This is a genomic window from Streptomyces sp. NRRL S-244 (assembly GCF_000717915.1).
In the GTDB taxonomy this organism is placed as follows: domain Bacteria; phylum Actinomycetota; class Actinomycetes; order Streptomycetales; family Streptomycetaceae; genus Streptomyces.
In genome coordinates this window covers 183,303-204,348 of the sequence record NZ_JOCX01000009.1, presented here as the reverse complement: position 1 = coordinate 204,348, position 21,046 = coordinate 183,303, and the positions used below count along the sequence as shown (strand labels likewise).

Below are 21,046 nucleotides of genomic sequence, written 5' to 3'. Positions count from 1 at the left end.
GACGCTGCCGGGGCACAGGACCGGGATGTTGTCCAGGATGTGGGAGAGCGGCTCGTCGCCCTTGGCCTGGGTGGAGTTCTCGGTGCACTGCTGGTTCATCGGGTTGGACAGGACGTTGATGTCCTGGACGCCGACGTTGAGGGCCGCGAGGATCGACTGCGCGTTGACCTTGACCGGCAGGCCGATGCAGGGCTTGTTGAGGGTGCCCTGGACCAGGCCGAGCTGCGGGCTCATCGGGCCTTCGGTCTTCTGGTTGCCGTAGATCTGCTGAGCACCGTTCCCGTTGACGGTGTTGATCCCGTTGTCGTTGCCGATGGCCATGGCCGGGGCCGCAACAGCAGCGCCCGCGCCGACGGCGGCGGCGGTGACCGCGGCAGCAGTCATGATCTTCTTGAGCATCATTGGTCCTTTTGTCGCACGAGTGCCCGCTAGTGGAGCGCCCTGGTCAACTGCCCTTCCCGGGGGTTGGTTCCGCTGCTTCACTCAAACGGCCCGTTCGGCCCGAGGATTTCCCCGCTCCGGGTGAGCCTTCTGCGGACGCGTGCGCGAAGCCCGTACGAAGCGCCCAGAGCCGGCCGGGCCGTTCACGCTCCGGTTGCGCTCCGTAGAGGATGTTCGCACGGTGGGTGAGGAAGCGGATCGCTCGGGTCCGCCTCTGTGCGACCACCGTAAGGAACCGCCATGCACCGCACGAAGCCGTCCCGCATCCGCGTCCTCGTCCCGGCGGCCCTCGCCGTCGTCATACTCTCCGGCGCGGCCGCCCCCGCGGGCGCCGCGGACGGTGACACGGCAGCCGCCGCCAGGAAACGAGTCGCGGCAGCCCAGAAGCAGATCGAACGCCGGGTGGCGGCGGCCGGCCCGCTCGACGACCTCCTCGCGCAGATCACCGCGATCCTCGACGGAGTCTCCAAGTCCCTCGAGACGCTCCTGCCCGGGGTGACGCTCCCGCCGATCAAGCTGCCGACCCTGCCGAGCCTCCCGACGATCCCGGACATCCCGGCGCTGCCGATCCCCGAGATCCCCACCATCCCCGAGATCCCTGAGATCCCCACGATTCCGGGGATCCCCGAGATCCCCGAGATCCCCGACGTCCCCGTCTCCAAGCCGGCCGCGCCCGTCTCCAAGCCGGCGCTTCCCGTTCCGGCGGTCCCGGCGGTGCCCGCGGTCCCGGCCGTCCCGGCCAAGCCGGCCGTGCCCGCGGTCCCGGCCAAGCCGGTGCTGGTCAAGCCGGCACCGGTCAAGCCGGCCAACCCGGTCCTGACGCCGGTGGAGATCGTGCCGGAGGTTCCCGGCCTGCCGTAGCGGGCAGGGCCATAGCAGAAGACGGCCCGAAAACCGCGCGTGGTTACGACTATTGAGCTGAACAGGTCTGATTGCGCGCGGGGCCGTGTCGTCCGGGAGGCTGGACCGTTTCGCTCGGTGTGAGCCCCGCGTCGGGGCAGAACATCGAACAGAAGGTGCACTTCCCATGAACTCTGCCAAGAAGGCCGCCCTGGTCCTGGCCTCCGCCGGTCTCGTTGCGGCCGGTGCCGCCGGCTCCGCCATGGCCGACTCGTCGGCCGAGGGCGCGGCCGTGGGCTCCCCCGGTGTCCTCTCGGGCAACCTGGTCCAGGTCCCGGTTCACGTTCCGGTCAACGTCTGCGGCAACACCGTCAACGTGATCGCCCTGCTGAACCCCACGTTCGGCAACGTCTGCGTCAACGACTGACGTCAGTCGGCGTACCTGACCGTGGGCGCCACCGGCCTCGCCGGTGGCGCCCACGGCTTTTTGCTCCGGCGGATCCCGCTGATCCCGCGAATCCTGCCGGGGCGGGGGACCCGACCGGCTCAGTGGGCCCCGCCGTTGAGCTTCACACCGCCGAGCAGCGGGGACACCTGCGTGGCCCCGTCCGCCACCTTGAGCACCTCGCCCGGCGCATCGTTGCGGACCTTGTTGACGCGCTGCGCGGTGTCCACGACCTTGGTGACGGTCTCGCCCTGTTCGGCCACCCCGTTGTTCAGGGTCTGCGGGAGCGACTCGGTGACCGGGGCGAGCGAGTTGACGGCCTCGGTGGCCCCGCCGGTCAGACTCATGGGGGGCATCGCGGCCGGCGCGGCGGCCGCGAAGGCGGGAGCGGAGGCGCCGAGCGCGGCAACGGAGCCGGCGATGACCGCGGCGACCTTCGTGAGCTTCATTATCGAAATCCTCTTCTTTCGTGGACAGAGGCGTCAGCGGTGACCGTCGCGCCGCTTTCGCCCTGCGTAACGATTCCCCGTCGCTCCGGAAACGCGTACGGCGACGGCCGGAGAATCCGACGAGGGATTCTCCGGCCGATATTTCTTCCGATTACCGGTATTGCCGGTCAGACGATCCGGGACCTCCGGTACAGAATGGCGCCGCCCAGGATCAGCGCCGCGGCGAGGGCCGCGGCCGCACCGGGCTGACCCGCGCCGGTCTCGGCGAGCGCCGGCGCCGACACCTGAGCGGGGGCGGGGGCGGGCGCCGGAGCGGGTACGGGGGCCGGCGCGGCCGGCCTCACCGGGACGGGTGCCGGTACGGGCGCCGGCGCCAGGTGGATCGGGGTGTCACCGGCGGGGGCGGCCGGCGGCTGGTCGGCGGGACGGACGACCTCGGGCGCCGGCGCGGGAGCCGGGTGCTCCTCGAACCGGCTGCCGCGCGGCGGCGCCGGTACGGGGGCCTCCTCGGCGACCGGCGCGGGGGCCGGAAGCGGCCGGGGCGCCTCCGCGACCGGGGCGGGGAGCGGTACGGGCGCCTCGTGCACCGGGGCCGGCAGGGGCGCCGGAACCGGGACCGGCGCCGGCGCGGGCTGCGGCGGCGCGGGTACCTCGTGGACCGGGGGCTTCGGGGCCGGGCGGGGGATGGGCTTCGGCGCGGGGTGGGGCTGCGGCGCGGGCCTCGGAGCCGGGTGCTGCGCCTCCGGCTTGGGCTTCGGCTGCGGGTGCGGCTTCGGGTGGGGCTTCGGGTGGGGCCGCGACTGCGGCCGCTCGGGCGCCGGGGGAGCGTGGTGGGCCACCGGCGCCGGGGCCGGGAGGGCGTGCGGATGGTCGTCGCACTCCTCCTCGTCCGGGCCTCCGTACCCGCCCGACTCGCCGGACTCGTCCGATCCGCCGTAGCCGCCCTCGTCGCGCGGCTCCTCGTGCCGGGGGGCCGCGTGCCGGGGTGCATGGCGGCGGGCCTCCTCGTGGCGGGGCTCCTCGCGGCGCTGCTCCGGCAGGGCGTGCCGGCCGCCCCGGTGCTCTTCGAGGTAGCGCTCGAAGGCCTCGGCGTGTTCGGGGCTGAGGTAGCGCTCGTAGTCTCGGCCGGCGTGGTGGGTGTCGGAGCCGGTCGTGGTGGCGCAGGTGTTCCCCATCGCGGGGTTGAGTGCCGCACCGCCGTCCACGCTGTTGCCGCACACGTTCGGCGAGAGGGTGATCGGCACCGAGACGCTGTTGCCGGACAGCACACCCGGCGAATGCGAGGCCTCGGCCATCGCCCCCGTGTGCGCGTAGGCCGCGCCGGTCGCGATCGACAGCAGGCTCGAGGCGGCCGCCGCCGTGAGCACCCCCTTGCCCAGTACCTGTCGGCTCAGTACCTGTCGCATGGGTCCTTCCCTGTCTACCGGCTCTCCCGCCGGTGCTGAATCGAAGGTGGCCTCGGAGTGCACCGCCGTGCACTCCGAGGCCACCCCGAGGAGGTTTGCCCTTGCGGGCAGGCGCTTCGTCAGGCGTTGACGCAGGTGTTGCCGAACGCGGGGTTCAGCACGCCGACCACGTCGACGGTGTTGCCGCAGACGTTGACCGGGACGTGCACCGGAACCTGGGCGAGGTTCCCGGAGAGCACGCCGGGGGAGCCGATGGCGTTGCCGTCGGCGACCGAGTCGGCCATGGCGGGCGAGGCGGCACCGGCGGCCATGAGAGCGCCGGCGGCCAGCACCACTGCCTTCTTGTACGTCATTTGTTTTCGATCCTTCCCGCAGAGGCGTGTCCACTGCAGAAATAACAACGAGTGGGTCCGGGAAAAGAAACCGGAGATTTTCGCGAGTGGCTCCGCAATTCACCCGTGCGTACGCCGCCCGGAATTCGCGGCGGATTTACATGCTATTCGCGGCGCATTCGAGCGTGCGGTCGAGCGGGGTGGACAAGCGGCGAGACAGGACCGGGATGTTGTCCAGGATGTGGGAGAGCGGCTCGTCGCCCTTGGCCTGGGTGGAGTTCTCGGTGCACTGCTGGTTCATCGGGTTGGACAGGATCGGGATGTCCTGGACGCCGACGTTGACGAGCGCGAGGATCGACTGGGCGTTGACCTTGGCCGGCAGCGCGATGCAGGGCTTGTTGAACGAGCCCTGGATGAGCGCCATCTGGGGGCTCATGGTGCCGTAGGTGGCCTGGTTGCCGTAGATCTGCGAGGCGCCGTTGCCGTTGACGGTGTTGATGCCGTTGTCGTTGCCGATGGCCATCGCCTGAGGGGCCATGGCGGCACCGATGCCCACGACCGAGGCTGCGGCAGCCGCAGTGGCCATCATCTTCTTGATCATTGTCGTCCCTTTTTTGCTGGATTGCCCGGTAGTGGAGCACCCGGGTCAACGGCCGGGCCCGGGATCGGGTTGCGTGACTTCACCCGGATGCCTTCGTTTCGAGCGACCCGATTGACGTTTGGGCTGACAGTCGGACTGACGGTCGGACTGACGGTCAGGCGTTGATGCAGGTGTTGCCGAACGTCGGGTTCAGCGCGCCGATCACGCTGACCGCGAGGCCGCAGACGTTCACGGGGACGTTGACCGGGACCTGGACCAGGTTGCCGCTCGCCACGCCGGGGGACCCGGCCGCGAAGCCCGCCGCCGCCGAGTCCGCGGAGGCGAGGCCCGCGCCGCCCATCAGTGCCGCGGCGCCGGCGACCGCCACGGTGGTGGTGCGCATCAGCCTCTTGTTCATCTCCGTTTTTCCTTTCGGTCCGAACGATGGTGCACCGCATAACGACCCGCCGCCTGCGAGGGTGCGTGTTATCGCCCAAAAGGCCGTACGAGCGAGTCCGGCGTGATTTCCAGCCTGATTTCTGACAAAGTTCACTCCTGTTTTGTCCCCTTGATCGAAAATGGAGACAGGGTCATGGGTTCGTCCCGCAGAATCCTCGGCACGCTCGGTCTGCTGTCCTGCCTCGTACTTTCGGCGAACGTCCCCACGGCGCCCGATGCCGCGGCCGCTCCGCCGGGCCCGGCCGCTCCCGCCGTGCGGGAAATGGCCAAGATCCCATTCACCCAGCGTTACCAGTCCGTCCAGCGCGGCGGACTGGTCCGCGCCTCCAACTCCTCCATCGCCTGCCGCCGCGAGGAGGCGCCGGACGCCGAGCCGTGCACCGAGGTCAAGGGGGGTGCGGCGGGGGTCAACAGCGATTTCGACATGTTCTACAGCGAGGTCGACAAGGACCCGGACACCTACAACTCCACCCGGGCCGACCTCAAGGTCCCGCAGGGCGCGAAGGTCTCGTACGCCCGCCTGTACTGGGGCGGGAACCTGCGGGTGGGCGAGCAGAAGCCGCCGGAGGACAACGGCCGGGTGCTGCTCGCCGAGCCGGGCGGGGCCTACAAGGAGGTCCTCGCCGACACGGTGATCGGCCACCGGACGGACGCGGGCAGCGATGCCTACCAGGCCTCGGCCGACGTGACCCCGCTGGTCCGCAAGGGCGGCGCCGGGATGTGGACGGTGGCCCAGCTGAACATCGCGATGGGCCACTCCGAGGTGGGTGCCTGGGGCGGCTGGACGCTGGTCGTGGCGTACGAGCACCCGCAGGAGCCGGTGCGCCGGATCTCGCTGTGGGACGGCTTCGAGTCGATCGCCGCGGGCGCGGGCCCGGGGGCCGCCGACACGGTCGAGGTCGCCGGGCTGGACGCGGCCGCGGGTTCGGCGGGGAAGGCCGGCGTGGTCGCGTACGACGGGGACCGCGGGACCCTCGGTGACTCACTCACCGTGACCTCCGACAGTGGCCGCCGGGTCAACATCAGCGATGCAGAAAATCCTTTTAATGATGTTATGAATTCCACGATCACGGAATTCGGCGATCCCTCGTTCGTGCGACAGCCCGAACATATGAATAATCTCGGATATGACGCGGACGTGTTCGACCTGAGTCCCGCCCTGTCCGGTGGCGCCCGCAGCCTGAGCTTCAGGTTCACGGGCGAAAGCCAGGGTCAATTCCTCGGCGTGCTCTTCGTTCAGACAGACGCGCGCCGCTGAACGTAGGAGACCACTCCGCGTGCCGAAACAGCCTCCCCCTGCGCAGCCCTCCCCCGCGCAGGCTCCGATCCCCCGCCCCCTGTCCGTCCTGCACCTCGTCCAGCCCGTCGACGGCGGTGTCGCCCGCGTCGTCGTCGACCTCGTCCGCGCCCAGACGGCCGCCGGCCTGCGGACCGCCGTCGGCTGCCCGCGCGGCGGACAGCTCGCCGACGCCGCCCGCGCGGCCGGGGCCGAGGTGCTCACCTGGCGCGCCGGCCGGGCCCCCGGGCCCGACCTGCCCGCCGAAGTCCTCGGCGCCCGGCGGATCATCGGCCAGGTCGGGCCCGACGTGCTGCACGCCCACAGTGCCAAGGCCGGCCTCGCCGGGCGGCTCGCCGTACGAGGGGCCGTGCCCACCGTCTTCCAGCCGCACGCCTGGTCCTTCGACGCCGTCGGCGGGGCCACCGCCGCGCTCGCCCTGCGCTGGGAGCGGTTCGGGGCCCGTTGGGCCGACCGGGTGCTCTGCGTCAGCGAGGCCGAACGCCGGGCCGGGGAGGCAGAGGGGATCACCGCCCACTGGTCGGTGATCCGCAACGGCGTGGACCTGGACCACTTCCGCCCAGGCAGCCCCGACCGCGACGCCGACCGGGCCCGGGCGCGTACCGAACTCCCGTTGCCCGCCGCCTTCCTGGGCGACGGGCCGCTCGCCGTCTGCGTGGGCCGGCTCTGCCAGCAGAAGGGCCAGGACATCCTGCTCCGGGCCTGGCGGGAGGTGCTCGGCAACGTCCCCGAAGCCCGTCTCGCGCTCGTCGGCGACGGCCCCGACACCGAGCGGCTGCGCCGCAGCGCCCCGCCCGGAGTGCTCTTCGCGGGGGCCGCCCCCGACATCCGACCGTGGCTTCGGGCCGCCGATCTCGTTGTACTGCCGTCGCGGTGGGAGGGCATGGCGCTCGCCCCGCTCGAAGCCATGGCCTGCGGCCGACCGGTCCTGGTCTCCGACGTCAGCGGTGCCCGGGAGAGCCTGCCGCCCGGTCAGGGACGGCTCTGCCTGGTACCGCCGGAGGACCCGACGGCCCTGGCCAAAGCCATGGGACGGCTGCTCGCCGAACCGCGGCTGCTCGCCGAACTCGGGGAGCAGGCCGGGCAGCACGCCCGGACCGACTTCGACGTGCGGCGGACCACGGACGCGGTCACCGGTCTGTACCACGAACTGCTGGGCAGGCCCCGGCCCTTGAACCAGGAGCGCATCAGCCGATGACGATGGACAGCGCACCCGCCCGGCACACCGGGCAGGGCGGCACGGGGCCCGCCGGCGGCACCGCCGGCACCGCAGCCGTCCGACGGTCCGTGACCGCCATCCACCCACCACGCCGGCCCCGGGCCGACCAGGCCAGGCCCCTGCTGCGGCCGCACCGGGTCCGGCGCCGCGACGGGATCCTCCCGTTGCTGACCGCCGACGCGCTGGCCGCCGTACTCACCACGACGGCCCTGTCCGCACCCGGGACGGCGGTGCCCGCCGGGGTGGCCGCCCCGATGTCCGTGCTGGCCGCCGCGCTGCACGCGCAGGCCGGGCTGTACCGGCCGCGGCTCGCGCCCTCCGCGCTGCTGGATCTGCCCGCGCTGGCCGGGCGGGCCGCCGCCCTGTGGTGCGCCTTCGCCGCCGTCGTGGCGGCCGCGGCGCCGGGCCGGGCCCTCGGCTGGCCGGCGCTGCTGGGCGCCGTCTGTCTGCAGACCGTACTTGCCTGCTCCGGGCGCGGGTTCGTCAACCGGCTGCGCCGCCGCGCGGCCCGCCGCCGGCCCGCCTCGGCCCTCGTCGTCGGCCCCGGCGCCGGGGCGAGCGCGGTCGCCGCCGCCCTGCACGGGCGCCCCGAGTACGGGCTGCGGCCCGTCGGGCTCGCCGCCACCGGCGGCCCCGAGGAGGGCGGCGACGCCGTACCGGTGCTCGCCACGCACGAGGACATCCGGCGCGCGGTCATCCAGAACTCGGTCCGGCACGCGGTGTTCACCCGCCCGCCGGAGGCCGACGAGCGCACCGCCGCCCTGGTCCGCCTCTTCCACGACCACGGCTGCCGGCTCTGGCTCGCCGACCCGGCCGGCACCGCCAAGGTGACCGGCATGCGGGTGGCCCAGCCCGCCGACCAGCTGTGGGGGTACGCCGTACAGCCGCTGCTGCCGCGCCCGTCCCGGCCGGTGGAGCGCTGGGTGAAGCGGGCCATCGACGGGCTGCTGGCCGCGCTCGCGCTGATCGCGGCCGCGCCCGTCATGGGCGCGTGCGCCCTGGCCGTACGGATCTCCGACGGGCCCGGGGTGATCTTCCGGCAGGAGCGCGTCGGCCTGTACGGGCGCCCCTTCACGCTGCTGAAGTTCCGCACCCTGCGCGCCGACGAGCACGAGTCCGCCACCCGGTGGACGGTCGCCGGCGACAACCGGATGAGCCCGGTCGGCTCCTTCCTGCGCAAGTCCTCGCTGGACGAGCTGCCGCAGCTGTGGAACGTCGTACGGGGTGACATGAGCCTGGTCGGGCCGCGGCCGGAACGCCCCTTCTTCGTGGCGAAGTTCAGCAGCGTGCACCCGGGCTACGAGGCCCGGCACCGGATGCCCGTCGGCATCACCGGGCTCGCCCAGATCAACGGCCTGCGCGGGGACACCTCCATCGAGGACCGGGCCCGCTTCGACAACCACTACATCGACACCTGGTCGCTGTGGCAGGACCTGTGGATCCTCGCCCGCACCGCGGCCTCCTTCTTCCGCTTCCGGCTGGGGGGCAGCTGATGAGCCTCGCCGTATCGCCGTTCGGCGCGCGGCCCGACACGGCGGGGCTGCTGCGGCGGCACTGGCCGCTGCTGCCGCTCGCCGCGACCGTCCTGCTGCTCCTCGCCCCGATCGCGGCGGGCGACGCGAGCACCTCCGGCAAGGTCGGCCCGGCCGACGCCGCCTCGCTGCTGCTGGTCCTGGTCTGCGCGGTGCAGGCGCTGCGCGGCCGGGTGCGGGAGCTGAGCCCGCTGGGCGTGGCGGTGCTCGGCGTGCCGGCCGTGGGGCTGGCGGTGGCGACCGCGACCGCCGGGGACCCGTACGCGGCGCTGCCCGGGTTCGTGCGCTACCTCCAGGTGTTCGTGCTGGTCCCGGCGGCGATCGTGCTGCTGGTGCGCGACGCCGGGGAGTTCCGGCTGGCCGCCGGGTGCTTCGTGGTGCTGGCGCTGGTGCAGGGCGCGGTGGGGGTCGTGCAGTTCGCGACCCACACGGGGGCCTCGTACCAGGGCCAGGACGTCCGGGCCGTGGGCACCTTCGGCCCCGGTGACGTGATGGGCATGGCCACCGTAGTGGCGTACGGGCTGATCGTGGCGACCGCGGTCGGGCTGGCGCCCGGGCTGCCGCGGCGGGTCCGGCGGATCGGCGGGGGCGTGGCGCTGCTGCTGGTGCTGCCGCTGGTGCTGTCGTTCAGCCGGGGCGTGTGGATCGCCACGGTCGGCGCGGCGGTGCTGGTGATGCTGCTCGCCGGGATCCGGCGGGCGCTGAAGGTGCTGCTCGCGCTGGCCGCGGCCGGGGTGGTCCTGGTGGGCGGGCTCGGGGTCGGCTCCGAGATGGTCGCGGAGCGGCTGACCTCGATCACGCAGGTCTCCAGCGCCCCCGACCAGTCGGTGACCGACCGCTACACGATGTGGGCCGCCGCCGAGTCGATGTGGCGCGAGCGGCCGGCGGTCGGGGTGGGCCTCAAGGGCTTCCCGGCCAACCGGGACGGGCACTCCTCGCTGGGGCTCTCCTCCGGCAGCGACACCGCCGGCGCGGGTCAGGCGTACATCCGCCAGCCGCTGCTCTCCCCGCACAACATGTACCTGCTGGTGCTGAGCGAGCAGGGGCTGATCGGGCTGACCGCGCTGGCGGGCGGCTGGGCGGCGCTGCTCGTCGCGGGTCTGCGGCGGTGCGTCACCGGCGATTCCGCGCTGCGGGACTGCGGGCTGATCGCGATCGGGCTGTTCGTCTGGCAGCTGACCGACTTCCTGTACGCGGACATCGGCGGGCCGTCCACCGTCCTGACCGGGGTGATCATCGGCCTGGCGGCCTGGTGGGCCCTGCCGGCTCCCCACGCGGCGGAAGCGGTTCCCGACGGCGGCGCCGGCCGGCCGTGGGCGCGCACGGCTCCGGGTGCGGACGGCCGGTGACCGATACGACGCCTTGGCGGCCCGCCTCCGGCCCCCCGGCCGGGGCGGGCCCCGCCCGCGTCCCGGGCACCCCGGCCCCGGCGTCCCCCGCGGCCCCGCACGGCTCCGCCGGGCCCCGGCCACCGGCCGGACCGGGCGCCCCGGCCCTGCCCGGGTACCCGGCCGGGAGCGCGGCTCCGGCTCCGCTGGGGCGGTTCCTGGCCAAGGCCGCCGCCGTCACCGCCGGACTGACCGCCGCCGGGGCGGTGTTCGGGCTGTTCCGGGACCAGACCATCGCGCACCTCTTCGGGGCCGGGCACGACAGCGACGCCTTCCTGATCGCCTGGACCGTGCCCGAGATGGCCTCGACGCTGCTCATCGAGGACGCCATGGCGCTCTTGATGGTGCCCGCGTTCAGCCAGGCCCTGGCCCGGCGGGCGGCCGCCCGCGCCGGGCTCACCCGCAAGGAGGCCCGCGCCCAGGACCCCGTACGGCTCCTCGTGGGCGCGACCCTGCCGCGGCTGACGGTGCTCCTGGCCGCCGTCGCCTCCCTGCTCGTGGTCGCGGCGCCGCTCGTCGTCGCCGTGCTCGCGCCCGGACTGCCCGACCCGGCGCTGGCCGTGGAGTGCACCCGGATGACCGCGCTGACCGTGCTGTCCTTCGGGGTCGCGGGGTACTTCAGCGCCGCGCTGCGGGCACACCGCTCGTTCGTGCCGCCGGCCGCGATCTACGTCTCGTACAACGTCGGGATCATCGGCACGATGATCGCCCTGCACGCGGTGTGGGGGGTGCGCGCCGCCGCGGCCGGGGTCGCCGCGGGCGGGCTGCTGATGGTGCTCGTCCAACTGCCCGCGTTCATCCGGAACGTGGGCTTCGGGCCGCCCCGCGCCAAGGATGCGCCGCGCAGCCAGCGCGACCGGGACCGGCCCACCCTCATCGCGTTCGGCCTGATCGCCCCGGTGGTCTTCTTCGCGGTGTTCCGGCAGTCGCAGGTGCTGGTCGAGCGGTTCCTGGCCGCCTCGCTGCCGCCCGGGGCGATCTCGCACCTGAACTACGCGCAGAAGGTCGCGCAGATGCCGATGGTGCTGTCGCTGATGATCTGCACCGTCACCTTCCCCGTCGTCGCCCAGGCCATGGCCGGCGGAGAGCGCGAGAAGGCCCGGCGCCGCGTCGAACAGGACCTCGCGCTGGCCTCCCTCGCCGTCCTCGTGGGCAGCGCCCTCGTCATCGGGTACGCGCCCCAGATCATCCAGGTGCTCTTCGAACGCGGCGCGTTCACCCACCGCGACACCCTGGCCACCGCCTCCGTCATGCGGGTCTACGCCCTCGGACTCCTCGGCCACTGCCTCGTCGGGGCGCTGTCCCGGCCCTTCTTCTCGACCGCCCGGCCCACCTGGTTCCCGGCGCTCGCGATGGGTGCCGGACTCCTCGTCAACATCGTGGCCGGAGCCTTCGCCGTCCGCTGGTGGGGCACGTACGGCATCGCCGCCGCCAACGCCGCCGGCATCTCCACCACCGCCGCCCTGCTCCTCACCGGGCTCGGCTCGCGGATCGTCGCCATCCAGGTCCGCCGGGTCGCGCTCAGCATCGGCCGGCTCTCCGTCGCCGCCGTCGGCGCCTGCGGCACGGGCTGGATCGCCGGGCCGATGATCCCCGACCCGCTGCTCAGCGCCGCGCTCGGCTGCCTGCTCGTCCCCGCCATGTTCGGCGCCTGCGGCATGGCCATACGGGTGCTAGAGATCACCGCCCTCCCCGCCCAGATCACCCAGATGACCCAGAGGTTCCGCAATGCCCGCTGACACCCGTACGGCGCCGGCCGCCGCGACGGTCCCCGCCCGCCGGACCGCCTCGCCGTGGGTCCTGATGTACCACTCGGTCGCCGAGTTCACCGATCCCGCCGAGGACCCGTACGGCATCACCGTCACCCCGGGCACGCTGGAGGCGCAGCTCTCGTGGCTGCGCTCGCGGGGCCTGCGCGGGGTGTCCGTCGGCGAACTGCTGCGGGCCTGCGCGGCCGGGCGCGGCGCCGGGCTCGTCGGGCTGACCTTCGACGACGGCTACACCGACTACCTGACCCGGGCGCTGCCGCTGCTGCGCCGCCACGACTGCACCTCCACGCTGTTCGTGCTGCCCGGACGGCTCGGGGTGGACAACGTGTGGGACCCGCTGGGCCCGCGCAAGTCCCTGCTGACCGCGGAGGGCATCCGCGAAGTAGCCGCCGCCGGGCAGGAGATCGGCTCGCACGGGCTGCTCCACCAGGACCTCACCGCGGCCCCCGACGACATCCTCCAGCAGGAGCTGCGGGGCAGCCGCGAGCTGATCCGGGAGCTGACCGGGACCCTGCCGGAGGGGTTCTGCTACCCGTACGGGCACCTCGACGCGCGCGTCGTCGCGGCGACGCGGGCCGCCGGGTACGGGTACGCGTGCGCCATCGACCCCGGCCGGCTGGCCGGCCCGCACGCCCTGCCGCGCACCCACGTCAGCCAGGCGGACGGGTCCGGGCGGCTGCGGATCAAGCAGCTGCGGCACCGGGTGGGGGAGCTGCGGCGGGCGGTGCGCCGGTGAAGTCGCTGCGGGCGCTGCACGTCATCACCGGGCTCGGGGTCGGCGGCGCCGAGCAGCAGCTGCGGCTGCTGCTGCGGCACATGCCGATGCGCTGCGACGTGCTGACGCTGACCAACCCGGGGCCGGTGGCCGAGGGCCTGCGGGCCGACGGGGTCCGGGTGGTGCACCTGGGGATGCGGGGCAACCGGGACCTGGGGGCGCTGCCGAAGCTGGTGCGGTTCATCCGGCGCGAGCGGTACGACCTCGTGCACACGCACCTGTACCGGGCCTGCGTGTACGGGCGGCTCGCGGCCCGGCTCGCGGGGGTCGGGACGACCGTGGCCACCGAGCACTCGCTCGGCGAGGGCGAGATCGAGGGCCGGCCGCTGACGGGCGGCGTACGCAGGCTGTACCTGGCCAGTGAGCGGCTGGGCGCGGCGACCGTGGCCGTGTCGGACACGGTGGCGGCGCGGCTGGAGGCGTGGGGGGTGCCGGCCGCGCGCGTGCACGTCGTACCGAACGGGATCGAGGCCGTCCGCTTCCGCTTCGACGAGGAGGTGCGCCGGGCCACCCGGGCCCGGACCGGGCTGCCGGAGCGGGCGTTCGTGGTCGGCGGGGTCGGGCGGCTGGTGCCGGGCAAGCGGTTCGACTCGCTGGTGCGGGCGGTGGCGGCGCTGCCGGGAGCGCACCTGCTGCTGGCCGGGGAGGGGCCGGAGCGGGCGGCGCTGCGGCGGCTGGCCGCGGAGCTGGGCGCGCAGAGCCGGATCCACCTGCTGGGGGAGCGGGACCCGCTGGGCGACAGCGCGGACGGGCGGACGCCCGGGATCCCGGCGCTGCTGGCCGCCATGGACGTGTTCGTGTCGCCGTCGCGGGAGGAGGCGTTCGGGCTGGCGGTGGTGGAGGCGCTGGCCGCGGGGCTGCCGGTGCTGCACGTCACCTGTCCGGCGATCGACGACCTCCCGGCCGCGGAGGCGCCGGGGGCGCGGCGGATCGGGACCGGGACGGAGGAGCTGGTCGCCGCCCTGCGCGGGCACATGGAGGCGGGTGCGCGGCGCCTGCCCCAGCCCCCGGTGGCCCGCCGCTACGACATCGCCCGCAGCGCGGAGCGCCTCCTCGCGGTCTACGCGCTGGCCCTGCCGGGGCCGGGGCCGGCGCCGGGGCCCGCCCCGGCGCCCGGGGACGCCTTGATCGACGCACCACCGACGGGGTCCCCCGAGAGGGGACCCGAAACCACTCCCATCCCTCCAGGAAGGCACGTACATGGCTGACACCGCCGATCAGAAGAAGGCCGACCAGAAGAAGGCCGAGAAGAAGGCCGATCAGAGGAAGGCCGATCAGAGGAAGACCGACCGCCGCCGTCGCAAGGTGCGGCTGCTGCCGCCGCCCGCGTGGTGGCCGTTGCCCGCCGCCGCCGTGCTGGGGCTGGCCGCGGGCGGGGCGTACGGGGTGCTGAAGGCCCCCGAGTACGCCGCCACCAGCTACGTCGTCGCCGTCCCGAACGAGACCACCGAGCCGGCCACCGCCCTCGGCTTCGCCCAGGCGTACGCCCGCATCGCCACGAGCAGCTCCACCCTCGCGTACGCCCAGCCGCGCGCGGGCATCAGCGCCGGCCGGCTCCGTACGCAGGTGCGCGCCGAGACCTCCCCCGAGTCGCCGATGATCGCCATCACGGGGACGTCGAAGAGCGCGACCGAGGCCGCCGACATCGCCAACGCCGTCGCCGACGCCCTCTCACTGAGCAGCAATCAGGCCGCCAAGAACACCGGCGTCCAGCTGCTCCTGTTCAACCAGGCCGTCGCGCCGAGCGAGCCCGCCTCGCCGTCCGCCGCCATCAGCGGGGCCGTCGGGCTGTGCGCCGGCGGACTGCTCGGAGGGCTGTGGCTGCTCGCCCGGCCCGCCGGGCGCACCCGGCGGTCCGAGGAGCACCACGTCGCCGGGCCCGTCGTCGAGGAGTACGCCTCCCTGCCCGCGCAGGGCGACCACACCGACACCAAGGAGAAGGAGTCCGTGCGATGAACACGGGCTCCACCGGGGCCCTGTCGGTGACGCTGTGCCGCGACCCCCGGCAGTTCGCCGCGCTGGAAGAGCCGTGGAACCGGCTCTTCCGGGCCTGTCCCACCGCCACCCCCTTCCAGAGCCACGCCTGGCTGCACTCCTGGTGGCTCTCGTACGGCCGGGACGGGCGGCTGCGGATCGTGCTCGTACGGCGGGGCGAGGAACTCGTCGGCGCGTGCGCGCTGATGCTCGTCCACCGGCCGCTGCCGCTCCTGGTGCCGCTCGGTGGCGGCATCACCGACTACTTCGACGTCCTGGTGGCCGCCGAGCACGCCGACCAGGTCGTCCCGGCGCTGGCCCGCGGCCTGCACCGGGCCGCCCGCGGCGCGGTCGTCGACCTGCGCGAGGTGCGGCCCGGGGCCGCCGCCGAGGCGCTGTACGGCCAGTGGCCGGGGATCCGGAGCAAGCTCACCGACTCCACCTGCATGGAGCTGCCCGCGCTGCCCTTCGACGAGCTCGTGAAACGGATGCCGGCCTCCGGGGCCCAGCGGGTCCGGGCCAAGCTGCGCAAGACCGACGCGGCCGGGATCGAGGAGCGCGAGGTCACCGAGCAGGAAGTGCCGCGCGCCGTACGGACGCTGCTGCAGCTCCACGAGAAGCAGTGGCGCGGGCGCGGGGTGACCCCGGAGCACCTGAGGCCCCGCTTCGCCGAGCACCTGACCCGGGCCACCCGGCGGATGGTGCGGGTCGGCGAGGGCCGGCTCACCGAGTTCCGGCTCGACGGGAAGGTGGTGGCCGCCAACGTCACCCTGCTGTCGGGAGCGCTCAGCGGCGGCTACCTGTACGGGGCCGACCCGGACCTGCGGACCCGGAAGGTGGACGTGGCCACGCTGCTGCTGCGCTACGAGGCGGGCCGCGCCCTGGCGGAGGGCCGCCCGGTGGTGAGCTTCCTGCGCGGCAACGAGCCGTACAAGAACCACTGGCGGCCCGAGACCGTCGTCAACCAGCGGTTCCTGCTGGCCAGGACGGCGCTCGCGCCCCTGCTCCGCCTGCACGAATCGCAGGTGACGGGGCGCGAGCGGGCGGTGGACGCGCTGCGCGAGGCGCTGCCGGCCGCCAGGGACTGGCGGGCGCGGCTCAACGAACTGCGGGTCCGATGACGGCTCTACCAGGGCCAGAAGCCGGAGTCCTTGCCCCAGTCGATCTTGACGCAGACCGACTGCTTGCCGACCAGCTTGGAGAGCCACTCGCCGAAGTTGATCGGCACGCACCACTCCGTGCTGTTGCCGGTCGGATCGGCCGGCTCGGGCTTCGGCACGACCGGGTCCGGGACCGGGGGCAGCACCGGCGAGGGCTCCGGGACGGGGACGGGGACGGGGTCCGGACTCGGGCTCGTGCTCGGGTCCACCGGGGCCTCGGGCGACGGGACCGCCGGCGAGGGCACGGGCTCGGGAGCCGGGACCAGCGGGCTCGGTTCGACCGGCTCCGGGGACACCGGCACGGGGACGGGGACCGGGACCGGGGCCGGGACCTCGGGCGACGGAACGGCCGGCGAGGGAACGGGCACCGGCTCGGGGACGGGCACCGGGACGGGCTCGGGCACGGGGCTCGGGCTGGGGCTCGTGCTCGGAGTCTCGGGCGACGGGACCGGCACCGGGACCGGGATCTGCGGGCTCGGGACCACCGGCGAGGGCACGGGGATCTCGGGGGCCGGGATCGACGGGGTCGGGATCTGGGGCGTCGGGATCGACGGGGTCGGCACGACCGGGGTCGGGATCACGGGCGTCGGGATCACCGGGGTCGGGATGACCGGCGTCGGAACCACCGGGGTCGGGATCACCGGGCCCGGCCGCTCGGGTGCGAGCGCGGCCCGGAAGACCTTCGTGGACCGGGGGTTCTGCTTGCACTGCCACACGCCGTGGGGGCAGTAGTCGGTGATGGTGTGGTAGAGCGGCTGGTGCTGCTCGATCCACTTCAGCATGCGCTGTACGTACACCGGGTTGTCCCCGTGCCGGAACAGCCCCCACTCCGGGTACGAGATCTCTTTGCCGTGCGCTTTCGCGAAATCGACGTGCTGCTGGAGCCCGTACGGCTGGCTGACCATCTCGTCGAAGGTCCTGCCGGGCCCCTGGTCGTACGAATCCATGCCGACGATGTCGACCACGTCGTCGCCCGGGTAGCACTTCGTCCAGCCGATCGCGTCCGACCCGCGGTTGGGGGCGAAATCGAACTTGAACTCCTGTCCGGGGACGGAGCGCATCGTGTTGACGATGCGGTTCCAGTACTCCTTCCAGCCCTCCGGGTCCGGCGCGCAGCGGTGCGTGTAGGTGGCGCCGTTCATCTCCCAGCCGAGCACGATCACCGTGTCCGGGACGCCCAGCTCCACCAGCCGGTGGGCGAGCTTCTCGAAGTGGTGGTCGAACTCGCCCTCCGCGCCCGCCCGGATCAGCCGGGCCACCTCGCGGTCGGGCACGTGGTCCTCGTTGTGCTCCTGCATGGGCACGTTGAGGACGAAGAGCCGGTCCTGCTTGGCCCGGCGCCACTGGGCCCAGGCCTCCAGGAAGTCGGGGCTGTCGATACGGGCCCACCGGTCTCCGGGCAGATAGGTGTGCCCGACCCGGATCTCCTTGCCGCCCAGCCAGCGCGACAGCTGCGGGATCCGGGCGACTCCGGTCTGGCCGGAGTCGAGAAACGCGCCCATGGCGATGTCGGAACCCTGGGGCTGCTCCTTCTCGGGGGCCGCGAGCGCGGCCCCGGTGGCGAGCAGTCCGGCCGTCACCGTACCGATGCAGGTGCTCGCCAGTCGGCGGTGTGGTCTGGGCATGGCGTCTCCCGAACTTTCCTGAATCGGTGTGCTTGTCAAAGACGTTAGGCATCACATCTGACGAATGGCCTGTCCGGTGACCGCCGCCTAGGCCATTCGCAGCTGCGTATCCTCCCCGCTTGGTCCGACTAGGTGAAAGACACCGTTCCCATGCACGCGTTCGACGGCCATGTGCCCGCAGTAGTGCTCAGACTCGATCGGAATCCGTTCCACCACGGAACCCTCGGCGCCGTCAGATCGCTCGGGCGCAGGGGCGTGGAGGTCCATGCCGTCGTCGAGGCCGGGGGAGGTCCCATGGGGCGTTCGCGCTACCTGCGCGCCGCACATCCCGGGCCGGCCGGGGGCTTGGACCCCGAAGCCCCGGAGGCGCTGCTGGAGTGCCTCGTCGGGGTGTCGGAGCGGATCGGCAGGCCTGCGGTGCTCGTGGCGATGGACGACCTGAGCGCCATCGCCGTCGCGCGGATCGCGCCGATGCTCGACGGGCGGTTCCGGATCCCCCATCAACCCGACGGGCTGCCCGCCCGGGTGGCTGACAAGGCGGAGCTGTCGCGGCTGTGCGCGCGCTGGGACATCCCGCACCCGGAGACGGTGATCCCGGCGAGCGGGGCCGAGGCGGCGGAGGCCGCGTGGCGGCTCGGCCTGCCGGCGGTGGCCAAGTGGAGCCGGCCCTGGCTGCTGCCCTCGGGCGCCGGGCTGCGCAGCACCACGCTCGTGCACACCGCCGCCGAGGCGCGCCGGCTGTACGAGCGCACGGAGGAGGCCGGGAGCAGGCTGCTGCTCCAGCGGTTCCTGCCGGCCGGGACGGACACCGACTGGTTCTTCCACGGCGCGTTCGGCCGGGGCGGGCACCCGCTGCTCGCGGGGTCGGGCCGCAAGGAGCTGTCCTGGCCGGTGCGTACGGGGCTGACGGCGGTGGGGCGCTGGCTGCCGGATCCGGCGGTGGAGGAGGCGGCGCTGCGGCTCGCCCGGCGGCTGGGCTACCAGGGGATCCTGGACCTGGACTTCCGCCGGGACGAGGAGGGCTGCTTCCGGCTGGTGGACTTCAACCCCCGGCCGGGCGCGCAGTTCCGGCTGTTCACGGACGGGGGCGGGCTGGACGTGGTCCAGGCGATGTACCTGGACCTGACGGGGCAACGGGTCCCGGAGCCGGCGGGCGGTCCGGGCCGGGTGTTCGTCGCCGAGAACTACGCCCTGCTGGCGGCGGTGCGCGGCCGTCAACTCCCGTGGCGCTCCCGGGCGGTCGGCAAGGACGCCGTCCCGGCCCCGGCGCGGGCCGAGGACGCCGGGGCCGGGCCGGGCCGCCCCGCGGGCGAGCGGTCCGGCGGTGAGCGGTCCGGCGGTGAGCGGTCCGGCGCCGAGCGGCCCGGCGCCGAGCGGCCCGGGCCCGTACGGGCGGCGCCGCGGGCGGAGCGGGGGCGGGTGGAGGCGGCCTGGTTCGCCGCCGACGACCCGATGCCGTTCTTCGCGATGCTCGCCGCGTTCCTCGGCCGGGGCGCGGGGAAGGGCGCGCGCGCCCTGCGCGGTGTCCCGGCACACGGCCGGCGCACGGCGCGCGCCGTGGTGCGCGCCCCGCGCCAGCGCGCCCGCGACCTGGGCCCGCCGGCGAGCCCGGCAGCCCCGGCCGCCCCCGCCGAACCGGACGAGCTGGTGACCCGATGACGCCCCGTCACCCGCCTCCGCCCCCGCCCACCGCCGGCGGCCCGGGCAGGTCCACGGAGCCCATGAGACTGGAGGGACAGCGGTGACGCGGATGAACGATCTCGTGGTGGTCGGCGCCGGGCCGTACGGACTGTCGGTCGCCGCCCACGCGGCGGCGGCCGGGCTCGGCGTACGGGTGCTCGGACGGCCCATGGCCTCATGGCGGGACCACATGCCCGAGGGCATGTACCTGAAATCGGAGCCCTGGTCCTCCAACCTGTCCGCGCCCGACGGCCGGCACACCCTCGCCGCGTACTGCGCCGGCCGCGGCATGGCGGCCGAGCACGGCAGCCCGCTGCCGATCGACGTGTTCAGCTCGTACGGCATGTGGTTCGCCCGGCACGCCGTGCCCGAGGTGGAGGAGGTGACGGTCACCGAGGTCTCCCCGCAGGGCGACGGCTTCCTGGTCCGCACCGCCGAGGGGCCGCCGCTGCTGGCCCGGACGGTCGTGCTCGCCGTCGGGGTGATGCCGTTCGTCCACCTCCCCGAGCCGCTGCGGGAGCTGCCTCCCGGGCACTGCTCGCACAGCAGCGGCCACCGCGACCTGGCCCGGTTCGCCGGCCGGGAGGTCGCCGTGATCGGGGCCGGGCAGGCGGCCCTGGAGACCGCCGCCCTGCTGGCGGAGAACGGGGCCCGGCCCTGCCTGGTCGCCCGCCGGTCCCGGCTGAACTGGAACACCGTGCCCCAGCCGCTGGAGCGCCCGGTGCTGCGCGCCCTGCGCGATCCGCACAGCGGCCTCGGCACCGGCTGGCGCAGCTGGGTGTGGTCGGAGCTGCCCTGGGCGGTGCGCCGGCTGCCCGCGCCGACCCGGGAGCGGATCGCGGCGACCGCGCTCGGGCCCGCCGGGGCCTGGTGGCTGCGGGACCGCTTCGAGCGGAGCGTCCCGGTGCTGCTGGGGCACCGGCTGCACCGGGCGGCGGCGGTGGGCGAGCGGACCAGGCTCGGGCTGACCACCGCGGCCGGGGAGTCCGTCGTACTGGACGTCGCGCACGTCGTCGCGGCCACCGGGTTCACCCCGCACCTGGGGCGCCTGGAGCTGCTGGACGCCAGGCTGCGGGCCGTCCTGGACACCGTCGGGGACGGCGGCACGCCGGAGCTGAGCGCCGGTTTCGAGTCCTCGTGGCCGGGACTGTTCTTCGCGGGGCTGCTGACCGCTCCCTCATTCGGCCCTTCCATGCGATTCGTGCACGGTGCGGGGTTCACGGCGGGGAGACTGGTCGCAGGAGTCCGAAAGCGCCTCGGCGCCCCGGGCAGGCCGGCGGGCTCCACCGGGACCGTACGGCCCGACCGGGCCGGTGCCGGGCATCCGAAGACGTCTCTGCGGTGAGGTCGAGAAGGGACCGCGATGAGTGCGGAGCAGCGAGCACAGGGCGGCCGTGGCTGGGTGCGCATTCCCGCGAGCCGGGCGGAGCAGCCCGGCGCGGCCAGGCCCGGCGCGAGGCCCGCGCCGCGGCCTACGGCCAGGCCCGCCGCCTCGCCGTACGCCCCTCCCGCCCACACCCCTCCCGGGCACGCGGCACCGGATCAGCCGACGATCTACCTCTTCCTCGTCCAGCGCTGGCAGGAGGCCGGGCGCACCCTTCCGGGGCATCCTGACGAGGAGTGGGAGCGGCTGATCTCCCAGCCGTGCTGGCCCGGCCGTTAGGTGGTGTGTCTC

Annotated in this window: 20 protein-coding genes and 1 pseudogene; 14 read left to right on the top strand and 7 right to left on the bottom strand. The window is 74.2% G+C overall.

Going from position 1 to position 21,046, the window contains the following annotated elements:
• Positions 1-15: 15 nt before the first annotated feature.
• A pseudogene (locus IF02_RS35485) lies at positions 16-399 on the bottom strand (rodlin); the annotation flags it as partial.
• Between the two features lie 282 nt (positions 400-681).
• Here IF02_RS35485 and IF02_RS33110 point away from each other — a divergent pair.
• Both IF02_RS33110 and IF02_RS0113690 read left to right on the top strand, forming a co-directional pair.
• Positions 682-1,302 carry a hypothetical protein gene (locus IF02_RS33110; protein WP_051696196.1) on the top strand — a complete coding sequence of 207 codons (621 nt, stop codon included), beginning with the start codon at positions 682-684 and terminating at the stop codon, positions 1,300-1,302.
• A gap of 166 nt (positions 1,303-1,468) precedes the next feature.
• The gene (locus IF02_RS0113690; protein ID WP_030156674.1) at positions 1,469-1,708 is read left to right on the top strand and encodes a chaplin; all 240 of its coding nucleotides are present in this window, start codon (positions 1,469-1,471) and stop codon (positions 1,706-1,708) included.
• A 119-nt stretch (positions 1,709-1,827) separates the two neighbouring features.
• On the opposite strand, the gene IF02_RS0113685 is transcribed toward IF02_RS0113690, so the two are convergent.
• From IF02_RS0113685 to IF02_RS0113665, 5 genes are all read right to left on the bottom strand, one after another.
• Positions 1,828-2,175 carry a hypothetical protein gene (locus IF02_RS0113685; protein ID WP_030156672.1) on the bottom strand — a complete coding sequence of 116 codons (348 nt, stop codon included), beginning with the start codon at positions 2,173-2,175 and terminating at the stop codon, positions 1,828-1,830.
• 167 nt (positions 2,176-2,342) lie between these two features.
• A complete protein-coding gene (locus IF02_RS0113680) occupies positions 2,343-3,581 on the bottom strand; it encodes a chaplin family protein (protein WP_030156668.1) in 1,239 nt (412 codons plus the stop codon).
• Positions 3,582-3,700: 119 nt separating this feature from the next.
• Positions 3,701-3,934 carry a chaplin gene (locus tag IF02_RS0113675; RefSeq protein WP_030156666.1) on the bottom strand — a complete coding sequence of 78 codons (234 nt, stop codon included), beginning with the start codon at positions 3,932-3,934 and terminating at the stop codon, positions 3,701-3,703.
• A 136-nt stretch (positions 3,935-4,070) separates the two neighbouring features.
• A complete protein-coding gene (locus tag IF02_RS0113670) occupies positions 4,071-4,514 on the bottom strand; it encodes a rodlin (protein ID WP_051696195.1) in 444 nt (147 codons plus the stop codon).
• 154 nt (positions 4,515-4,668) lie between these two features.
• Positions 4,669-4,911, bottom strand: a complete 243-nt coding sequence (locus IF02_RS0113665) for a chaplin family protein (RefSeq protein WP_030156663.1) — start codon at positions 4,909-4,911, stop codon at positions 4,669-4,671.
• 102 nt (positions 4,912-5,013) lie between these two features.
• Here IF02_RS0113665 and IF02_RS0113660 point away from each other — a divergent pair, with 102 nt between their 5' ends.
• The 9 genes from IF02_RS0113660 to IF02_RS0113620 are packed head-to-tail and all read left to right on the top strand — an operon-like array spanning position 5,014 to position 16,027.
• The gene (locus IF02_RS0113660) at positions 5,014-6,210 is read left to right on the top strand and encodes a hypothetical protein (RefSeq protein ID WP_030156661.1); all 1,197 of its coding nucleotides are present in this window, start codon (positions 5,014-5,016) and stop codon (positions 6,208-6,210) included.
• A 19-nt stretch (positions 6,211-6,229) separates the two neighbouring features.
• Complete coding sequence (locus IF02_RS0113655) at positions 6,230-7,447, top strand: glycosyltransferase (protein ID WP_078622077.1); 1,218 nt, start codon at positions 6,230-6,232, stop codon at positions 7,445-7,447.
• Complete coding sequence (locus IF02_RS0113650) at positions 7,444-8,961, top strand: exopolysaccharide biosynthesis polyprenyl glycosylphosphotransferase (protein ID WP_030156657.1); 1,518 nt, start codon at positions 7,444-7,446, stop codon at positions 8,959-8,961. Before IF02_RS0113655 ends, IF02_RS0113650 begins: the two co-directional genes overlap by 4 nt.
• The gene (locus IF02_RS0113645; protein WP_078622076.1) at positions 8,961-10,349 is read left to right on the top strand and encodes an O-antigen ligase family protein; all 1,389 of its coding nucleotides are present in this window, start codon (positions 8,961-8,963) and stop codon (positions 10,347-10,349) included. Before IF02_RS0113650 ends, IF02_RS0113645 begins: the two co-directional genes overlap by 1 nt.
• The gene (gene murJ / locus IF02_RS0113640; protein WP_106977282.1) at positions 10,346-12,127 is read left to right on the top strand and encodes a murein biosynthesis integral membrane protein MurJ; all 1,782 of its coding nucleotides are present in this window, start codon (positions 10,346-10,348) and stop codon (positions 12,125-12,127) included. The genes IF02_RS0113645 and murJ overlap by 4 nt, the downstream gene beginning before the upstream one ends.
• Positions 12,117-12,893, top strand: a complete 777-nt coding sequence (locus IF02_RS0113635; protein WP_030156651.1) for a polysaccharide deacetylase family protein — start codon at positions 12,117-12,119, stop codon at positions 12,891-12,893. The genes murJ and IF02_RS0113635 overlap by 11 nt, the downstream gene beginning before the upstream one ends.
• A gap of 5 nt (positions 12,894-12,898) precedes the next feature.
• Positions 12,899-14,140: a glycosyltransferase gene (locus IF02_RS0113630; protein ID WP_078622082.1), complete on the top strand. Its 1,242-nt coding sequence runs from the start codon at positions 12,899-12,901 to the stop codon at positions 14,138-14,140.
• Complete coding sequence (locus tag IF02_RS0113625; protein ID WP_078622075.1) at positions 14,133-14,888, top strand: lipopolysaccharide biosynthesis protein; 756 nt, start codon at positions 14,133-14,135, stop codon at positions 14,886-14,888. The genes IF02_RS0113630 and IF02_RS0113625 overlap by 8 nt, the downstream gene beginning before the upstream one ends.
• The gene (locus IF02_RS0113620) at positions 14,885-16,027 is read left to right on the top strand and encodes a GNAT family N-acetyltransferase (RefSeq protein ID WP_030156644.1); all 1,143 of its coding nucleotides are present in this window, start codon (positions 14,885-14,887) and stop codon (positions 16,025-16,027) included. The genes IF02_RS0113625 and IF02_RS0113620 overlap by 4 nt, the downstream gene beginning before the upstream one ends.
• 5 nt (positions 16,028-16,032) lie before the next feature.
• Here the strand turns inward: IF02_RS0113620 and IF02_RS0113615 are convergent, their stop codons facing one another.
• On the bottom strand, positions 16,033-17,691 hold the full coding sequence (locus IF02_RS0113615) for a glycoside hydrolase family 26 protein (protein WP_030156642.1): 1,659 nt from the start codon (positions 17,689-17,691) through the stop codon (positions 16,033-16,035).
• Between the two features lie 294 nt (positions 17,692-17,985).
• Here IF02_RS0113615 and IF02_RS0113610 point away from each other — a divergent pair, with 294 nt between their 5' ends.
• The 3 genes from IF02_RS0113610 (at position 17,986) to IF02_RS0113600 (ending at position 21,034) form a co-directional block, all read left to right on the top strand.
• Positions 17,986-19,350, top strand: coding sequence for an ATP-grasp domain-containing protein (locus IF02_RS0113610; protein WP_420708145.1), 1,365 nt, complete (start codon positions 17,986-17,988; stop codon positions 19,348-19,350).
• 91 nt (positions 19,351-19,441) lie between these two features.
• Complete coding sequence (locus IF02_RS0113605) at positions 19,442-20,716, top strand: NAD(P)-binding domain-containing protein (protein WP_030156638.1); 1,275 nt, start codon at positions 19,442-19,444, stop codon at positions 20,714-20,716.
• Positions 20,717-20,734: 18 nt separating this feature from the next.
• Positions 20,735-21,034, top strand: coding sequence for a hypothetical protein (locus IF02_RS0113600; protein ID WP_030156636.1), 300 nt, complete (start codon positions 20,735-20,737; stop codon positions 21,032-21,034).
• Positions 21,035-21,046: the final 12 nt, after the last annotated feature.

Excerpts from the sequence above, each read along its gene's own strand:
- IF02_RS0113690 (WP_030156674.1), top strand. The coding sequence starts at position 1,469 with ATGAACTCTGCCAAGAAGGCCGCCCTGGTCCTGGCCTCCGCCGGTCTC.
- IF02_RS0113680 (WP_030156668.1), bottom strand. The coding sequence starts at position 3,581 with ATGCGACAGGTACTGAGCCGACAGGTACTGGGCAAGGGGGTGCTCACG.
- IF02_RS0113685 (WP_030156672.1), bottom strand. The coding sequence starts at position 2,175 with ATGAAGCTCACGAAGGTCGCCGCGGTCATCGCCGGCTCCGTTGCCGCG.
- IF02_RS33110 (WP_051696196.1), top strand. The coding sequence starts at position 682 with ATGCACCGCACGAAGCCGTCCCGCATCCGCGTCCTCGTCCCGGCGGCC.
- IF02_RS0113610 (WP_420708145.1), top strand. The coding sequence starts at position 17,986 with ATGGGGCGTTCGCGCTACCTGCGCGCCGCACATCCCGGGCCGGCCGGG.
- IF02_RS0113665 (WP_030156663.1), bottom strand. The coding sequence starts at position 4,911 with ATGAACAAGAGGCTGATGCGCACCACCACCGTGGCGGTCGCCGGCGCC.
- IF02_RS0113615 (WP_030156642.1), bottom strand. The coding sequence starts at position 17,691 with ATGCCCAGACCACACCGCCGACTGGCGAGCACCTGCATCGGTACGGTG.
- IF02_RS0113670 (WP_051696195.1), bottom strand. The coding sequence starts at position 4,514 with ATGATCAAGAAGATGATGGCCACTGCGGCTGCCGCAGCCTCGGTCGTG.
- IF02_RS0113635 (WP_030156651.1), top strand. The coding sequence starts at position 12,117 with ATGCCCGCTGACACCCGTACGGCGCCGGCCGCCGCGACGGTCCCCGCC.
- IF02_RS0113605 (WP_030156638.1), top strand. The coding sequence starts at position 19,442 with ATGAACGATCTCGTGGTGGTCGGCGCCGGGCCGTACGGACTGTCGGTC.
- IF02_RS0113675 (WP_030156666.1), bottom strand. The coding sequence starts at position 3,934 with ATGACGTACAAGAAGGCAGTGGTGCTGGCCGCCGGCGCTCTCATGGCC.
- IF02_RS0113650 (WP_030156657.1), top strand. The coding sequence starts at position 7,444 with ATGACGATGGACAGCGCACCCGCCCGGCACACCGGGCAGGGCGGCACG.
- IF02_RS0113600 (WP_030156636.1), top strand. The coding sequence starts at position 20,735 with ATGAGTGCGGAGCAGCGAGCACAGGGCGGCCGTGGCTGGGTGCGCATT.
- IF02_RS0113625 (WP_078622075.1), top strand. The coding sequence starts at position 14,133 with ATGGCTGACACCGCCGATCAGAAGAAGGCCGACCAGAAGAAGGCCGAG.
- IF02_RS0113645 (WP_078622076.1), top strand. The coding sequence starts at position 8,961 with ATGAGCCTCGCCGTATCGCCGTTCGGCGCGCGGCCCGACACGGCGGGG.
- IF02_RS0113620 (WP_030156644.1), top strand. The coding sequence starts at position 14,885 with ATGAACACGGGCTCCACCGGGGCCCTGTCGGTGACGCTGTGCCGCGAC.